This window comes from Citrobacter sp. Ct235 (assembly GCF_030332305.1).
Classification (GTDB): Bacteria; Pseudomonadota; Gammaproteobacteria; order Enterobacterales; family Enterobacteriaceae; genus Citrobacter_A; species Citrobacter_A telavivensis.
The window spans coordinates 175,672-181,896 of sequence record NZ_JAOWIC010000048.1 but is presented as its reverse complement, the minus strand read 5'-3'; the positions used below and the strand labels follow the sequence as shown (position 1 = coordinate 181,896).

7 protein-coding genes are annotated in these 6,225 nt (G+C 55.2%); 2 read left to right on the top strand and 5 right to left on the bottom strand.

All coding sequences use genetic code 11. From position 1 onward, the window contains the following. Window positions 1-289 precede the first annotated feature (289 nt). The 3 genes from OGY35_RS16275 to xapA all read right to left on the bottom strand — a co-directional run bounded on the left by OGY35_RS16275 (window position 290) and on the right by xapA (window position 3,427). The gene (locus OGY35_RS16275; RefSeq protein ID WP_286632809.1) at window positions 290-1,174 is read right to left on the bottom strand and encodes a LysR family transcriptional regulator; all 885 of its coding nucleotides are present in this window, start codon (window positions 1,172-1,174) and stop codon (window positions 290-292) included. Between the two features lie 98 nt (window positions 1,175-1,272). Continuing rightward, window positions 1,273-2,529, bottom strand: coding sequence for a nucleoside permease (locus OGY35_RS16270; protein ID WP_286632808.1), 1,257 nt, complete (start codon window positions 2,527-2,529; stop codon window positions 1,273-1,275). A 64-nt stretch (window positions 2,530-2,593) separates the two neighbouring features. Then, entirely contained in the window at window positions 2,594-3,427 is an 834-nt protein-coding gene (xapA, locus tag OGY35_RS16265; protein WP_152403105.1) for a xanthosine phosphorylase, read from the bottom strand. Between the two features lie 236 nt (window positions 3,428-3,663). Here xapA and OGY35_RS16260 point away from each other — a divergent pair, with 236 nt between their 5' ends. Next, entirely contained in the window at window positions 3,664-4,005 is a 342-nt protein-coding gene (locus OGY35_RS16260; RefSeq protein ID WP_286632807.1) for a FlxA-like family protein, read from the top strand. Here the strand turns inward: OGY35_RS16260 and OGY35_RS16255 are convergent. After that, a complete protein-coding gene (locus OGY35_RS16255; RefSeq protein ID WP_152403100.1) occupies window positions 3,996-4,922 on the bottom strand; it encodes a LysR family transcriptional regulator in 927 nt (308 codons plus the stop codon). The genes OGY35_RS16260 and OGY35_RS16255 overlap by 10 nt on opposite strands. A gap of 89 nt (window positions 4,923-5,011) precedes the next feature. Here OGY35_RS16255 and OGY35_RS16250 point away from each other — a divergent pair, with 89 nt between their 5' ends. Beyond that, window positions 5,012-6,010 carry a bile acid:sodium symporter family protein gene (locus OGY35_RS16250; protein ID WP_152403098.1) on the top strand — a complete coding sequence of 333 codons (999 nt, stop codon included), beginning with the start codon at window positions 5,012-5,014 and terminating at the stop codon, window positions 6,008-6,010. Here OGY35_RS16250 and OGY35_RS16245 read toward each other — a convergent pair. After that, window positions 6,007-6,225: a DUF3820 family protein gene (locus tag OGY35_RS16245; protein WP_042317684.1), complete on the bottom strand. Its 219-nt coding sequence runs from the start codon at window positions 6,223-6,225 to the stop codon at window positions 6,007-6,009. The two genes, OGY35_RS16250 and OGY35_RS16245, sit on opposite strands and share 4 nt — an antisense overlap.

The following is a 6,225-nucleotide window of genomic DNA, read 5'->3' as shown; positions in this document are numbered from 1 at the left end:
TGAGCGTAGCGAAACAACGGAGCCGCTGGCGGCGACGGCCCGAAGGGCGAGCGAAGCGAGTCATCCTGCACGACCCACCAATGTAGAAAGGCGCCCTAAAGGCGCCTTTTTGCTATGCGCAGAATGTCACGATTCGAGCCTGATGGCGCTTCGCTTATCAGGCCTACACTGCTCAGTTAAACCGCGTAGGCCGGATAAGACGTCAGTCGCCATCCGGCGATATCAGGATTCACAAAGCTCAAACCTGCTTACCTGATTGCGCTACGCTTATCAGGTCTACGGTTCTCCGTTACGCCGTTAAGGCGACAATCATATGGTCCAGTGCGGGTGTCGCCTGCTGCTGGTCATACACAATGTACAAATCTGCCGGAATACGCTCTTCTAATGGACGGAACACCACTCCCGGCCAGTTCATCTGCGCATAACTGTCTGCAATCAGCGTAATGCCGATCCCCATGCTAATCATCGCCAGTACGGTTTGCGGCTCCATCACTTCACGAATAATCATTGGAGAGAATCCGGCGCTCTGACAAACGCGTTGCAGAAATGCCCAGTCAGTGTGAATGGACGGCATGGTGACGAAATATTCATTGCGCAGTGCGGCTAACGGCACGGCCTCACGGGCAGTCAGCGGATGTTCTTCCGGCATCGCAACCAGAAAAGAGGATTCATGCAGCCGCAGGCTGGTAAATCCAGGCGCAAGGTCAATCGCCATTCGCCAGACACCAGCATCCAGTTCACGTCGCTCCAGCATAGCCATCTGCATTGCCGGCATATTTTCGCGAAACAACACCTCAACGTTGGGATTCGCCTTCAGGAATCGCCGCATGACCGGGCGCATTTTTCCCCACATCGCGGTGCCGATCACCCCCAGTTCGATCCGCCCTGCTTCACCGCGCCCAATCTGTTCGACTCGTGCCAGTACCTGATTAGCGCTGGAAAGCAGACGCCGCGACTCTTCCATCAGGATTTTCCCCGCATGGGTCAACGCCACGCTGCGGGAATGCCGGATAAACAAAAGCGTGCCAAGCTCCTGTTCCAGCTCCTTAATATGAATGCTCAGTGGAGGCTGCGACATATTCAGACGAGCCGCGGCGCGTCCAAAATGCAACTCTTCGGCGACGGCAAGAAAATAACGCAGTAACTTGAGATCGATACGATGCGTGCGTTCCATGGGTAATGCGCTCCTGAGGGGAAGAGTGATGCGCCAGGTTACCACATTGCATCGCAGAACTGGAACGGCGGGCAACACTCGCCCGCCGCAAAGGAGGATTAACGGGCCAGCGAGTGCTGAGTCAATTTTTCAGGCTCATGCTTGTACTTAAAGAACAGCGCGAAAATCACCGCCAGCGCCAGGGCATACGCCGCAAAGACGAGCCAGATGGTTTGCCAGTCCTTTACGCCATCCACGGAGAAGTAGTCCACCGCCATACCGCTCAGGATGGAACCAACCCACGCCCCGACGCCGTTGACCATCGTCATAAACAACCCCTGCGCGCTGGCACGGATCCGGGATTCCACTTCCTGCTCAACGAAGACGGAGCCAGAAATGTTGAAGAAGTCGAAGGCACAACCGTAAACAATCATCGACATCAGCAGCAGGACAAAACCGAGCGGTGACGGGTCGCCAAAGGCAAAGAAACCAAAGCGCAATGTCCACGCCAGCATGCTCATCAGCATGACCGTTTTGATGCCAAAACGTTTGAGGAAGAACGGGATGGTCAGGATAAAGCCCACTTCCGCCATCTGCGAGACGGACAGTAAGATGGACGGGTACTTCACCACAAAGCTGTCGGCAAATTGCGGATCGCGGGCAAAGTCGTGCAGGAAGGGATTACCGAAAACGTTGGTAATTTGCAGCACGGCGCCCAGCAGCATCGCAAACAGGAAGAAGATCGCCATCCGCGGATTTTTGAACAACACGAACGCATCCAGCCCCAGCTTACTGGCGAGCGACGCGCTCGCTTTCTTCTCGGCCACCGGTATTTTTGGCAGCGTGAGCGCATAGATAGCCAGCAGCAGTGATGCGCCGGAGGCAATGTACAACTGCGCGCTACTCAGTTCCAGCCCCATCAGACTGACGGTCCACATTGCAACGATAAAGCCAATCGTGCCGAAAACGCGGATAGGAGGAAATGCCGTTACCGGATCCTGCCCTGCCTGCGCCAGACAGGAATAGGAGACGCTGTTGGAGAGAGAAATAGTCGGCATGAAGGCCATTGCGTTGATCAACATCACCCAGAACATGGTGTCCGGGTCGGTCACCGTGGTCGCGTAGAGCAACACGCCTGCGCAGAGCAGATGACAGAACATATAAGCGCGCTCCGCACGCAGCCACTTGTCAGCAATAATCCCCATAATACCGGGCATAATAATCGCCGCCAGCCCTTTTGAGCTGTACACCATACCCACATTGGCACCGGTAAAATGAAGGGGGTTAATCATGTATGAGCCCAGGGTCACCAGCCAGCTTCCCCAGATAAAATATTGCATAAACGACATGATCTTTAATCGGGACGCAATACCCATTTTTCTCTTCCTTGCCGTAGAGTACGAACCCCGCCTGCTGCCGGGGTCATTATTATTCTCTGTTTCAGGCCAGTTTGCGCAGGAACCCGCAAATCAGGTCGATAAAGTTCTGTCGTGAAAGTTCAGCCGCCGCCAGGGTTTGCGCATGCGAGAGTTTCACATCACCCAGGCCTTCCGCCAGATTGGTGATCGCCGACACGGCAACCACTTTCAGTCCGCAATGGCGGGCGGTGATGACTTCAGGTACCACCGACATCCCCACCACATCACCACCGATAATCTGCATCATGCGGATCTCTGCTGCTGTCTCAAAGTTAGGCCCCGGATAGGAAACAAACACCCCTTCGCTCAGCGCGAAACCTTCGTCGGCCGCGACGCTCTGCAAAACCGCGCGATAGTCGGCGTCGTAAGCATTGGCCAGCGAGAAGAAACGCTCGCCAAAGCGGTCGTCGTTCGGCCCAACCATCGGCGTCCCCGGCATGGTGTTAATATGGTCGCTCAGTGCCACCAGGCTCCCTGGCCCCACTTCCGGACGCAGAGAACCCGCCGCGTTGGTGCAGAACAGCAGTTCGCAACCCAGCAGCTTCAGCGTGCGAATGGCGTCGGTCATCACGGTCATGCCGCGTCCTTCGTAGAAGTGCCCGCGCCCTTTCATACAGGCGACGGGAACCCCGGCCAGATGACCGAGCACTAACTCGCCCGCATGCCCGTGAACGGTACTCACCGGAAAACCCGGCAGCTTCTCGTAGGAAATCGCCACCGCGTCTTCTATCTGCTCAGCCAGCGCGCCTAAACCCGAACCAAGGATAAAGGCGACGCGCGGCGTGAAGTCAGGCTTGTAGCCGCGAATAATATCAGCGCTGTTCCAGGGATTCTGGGAAAAGTGGGAGTCGGTCATGAGATGTCCTTATAATCGGCTAATCACTCATTGAGTGAGGGAGGTAATGGTTATAACCAGAGCACGCAATCGATTACCAATACAGTTTTCCCTGCCGATCGATAGTAAATATATATTGATATGGAAAATCAGAACCGTTGGGTAAGAAAAAGCGTCCCTGCCAGAAATGGCAGGGAGTACTGAAGGTCTGCTGACTTGTGCCGATATCGTAGTTTTAATGGTAAAAGGAAACCACGATGACCACCATTAACGTCTCAACCCCTTCCGTACAAAGCGGCGGCGGTGGGGCAAAAACCGCCGCCGGTAACAGTCTCTCTGCACAAATCGCGCAGATTGCAGAGAAAATCACCCAACTGACGCAGAAGCTAAAAGAAGTGCCGGACGGCAGCGGCAGTGCCGAAGAGAAGCAGAAGCAGCAGGAGTTGATACAGACGCAGATCAAAGTGTTGCAGGCGCAACTGGCACAGTTACAGCGCCAGCAGGTCGAAGAGGCCCAGCAAAAGCAGGATCAAACACAGGTTAAAGCAGAAGGCGTTAATTATCCTTCCGACGATCATCAGATTGATGTCTATATCTGATAGAGCGGATCCTGTGCACGTAAATCCGTTAATTCATTCGCCTGGGTGCGAACCACCTCCCACAGCGCCTGGGCTGCCGTCGACAGCGAGCGATTTTTGCGCCGCGCCAGCATCAACTGCCGTTCCACCACCGGCGTCAGGCGCTTCACCTGCAAATGACTTCCCTGCGGAAGCGGTAAGGCCAACGCAGGCAAAATGCTAATGCCTATCCCCGCTTCCACCATCGGAAACAGCGTCGCCGGATGACCAATCTCCTGCACAATATTGGCTTCTATCGCAAAGTGCGCGAGCGCCGCGTCAATAAGCGGCCGACTTCCCGACGCGTAATCCTGCAACACCAGGCGTTCCTGCTGGAGATCCTGCCAGCTCACCCACTCCTGTTGCGCCAGCGGATGCGCCTGATGGCAGAGCAGAAGGAAGGGTTCGGACAGTATTGCTTCACACTGCAAATCGCTCACCGCACCGGGATCAATCACAATACCAAAATCCACTTCCCCCTGACGGATACTCTCCAGCACCCACTGCTGCGGTCGATCGTGCAGGACAAAGTCGATCGCCGGATAACGCTGATTGCTTTGCGCAATGCACTGCGGAATGAGATGGGCGGAGATAGTCTGGCTTGCCGCCACGCGGACAGTACCGGCGAGTTGCGTGCCCACCCTGCCCGCTTCCCGTAGCGTGATATGAAGTTCATCCAGCAGCCGCTCCAGGCGGCCCGCCAGTTGTTGCCCGGCATCCGTCAGCACGACTTCACGCGTCGTGCGGTTCAGTAACTTCACCCCTGTCTGGCGCTCCAGTTCTTTGATACTGTGACTGACGGCCGACTGGCTCAGACCAATAAACTCACCGGCCCGGCTGAAACTTCGCTCCTGAGCAACGGTAACAAACACACGTAATTGACGCAGAGAATAATTCATCAACTCAATTCATATATAGATGCAATAAATCAATTTTATTTCTCAAAATGAAAAACGCAAAATGAGGACACCGAATTCCTGGAGTATTTATGAATATTTTTCGAATCCTTGATCCGTTTACCCTGACCCTGGTTGCGGTCGTCCTGCTGGCCTCATTTTTTCCAGCTGAGGGAGATTTTGTTCCTGTCGTTGAAGGCATTACCACCGCCGCCATTGCGCTCCTGTTCTTTATGCACGGGGCGAAGCTCTCGCGCGAAGCCATTATCGCTGGCGGCAGTCACTGGCGTTTGCACCTGTGGGTGATGTGCAGCACCTTCATTCTGTTCCCGGTACTCGGCGTACTGTTTGCCTGGTGGGCGCCCGTCAACGTTGACCCAATGCTGTACACCGGTTTCCTGTATCTGTGCATTTTGCCCGCCACGGTGCAGTCGGCGATTGCCTTTACGTCGCTGGCAGGAGGGAACGTTGCGGCGGCGGTCTGTTCAGCGTCGGCCTCCAGCCTGCTGGGGATTTTCCTCTCCCCGCTGCTGGTCGGCGTGGTGATGAACATTCACGGCGCAGAAGGCAGTCTGGAGCAGGTCGGCAAAATCATGCTGCAACTGCTGTTGCCGTTTGTGCTCGGACACCTTTCCCGTCCGTGGATCGGCAAATGGGTTGCGCGAAATAAAAAATGGATTGCGAAGACGGATCAGACGTCGATTCTGCTGGTGGTCTATTCAGCCTTCAGCGAAGCCGTGGTTAACGGGATCTGGCACAAAGTGGGCTGGGGATCGCTGCTGTTTATCGTCGTAGTCAGCATTGTGCTGCTCGCCATCGTGATTGCCGTAAACATCTTTGTGGCGCGCAAATGCGGCTTCAACAAGGCCGACGAAATCACGATTGTCTTCTGCGGGTCGAAAAAGAGTCTGGCGAACGGCGTACCCATGGCCAACATCCTCTTTCCGACGTCCGTCATTGGGATGATGGTATTGCCGCTGATGATTTTCCACCAGATCCAGTTGATGGTCTGTGCGGTACTGGCGCGTCGCTATAAGCGCCAGGCCGAACAGTTACAGGCGCAGCAGGACAGCCGCGCCGCAAAAGCTTAAAGCGGACGTTTCAGGGGCTGAACCAGTTGGCTCAGCCCTTCGGTTTTGATCAGCAGCGTGATTTGCATCAGTTCGCCCAGTTTACCCGCCGGGAACTCATCCTTGCGGGCAAACCACAGCAGATACTCTTCCGGCACATCGATCAGCCGACGCCCTTTGTATTTACCAAACGGCATCACCGTGTTGGCAATCTCAACGAGCTGCTCTTTCTCCAT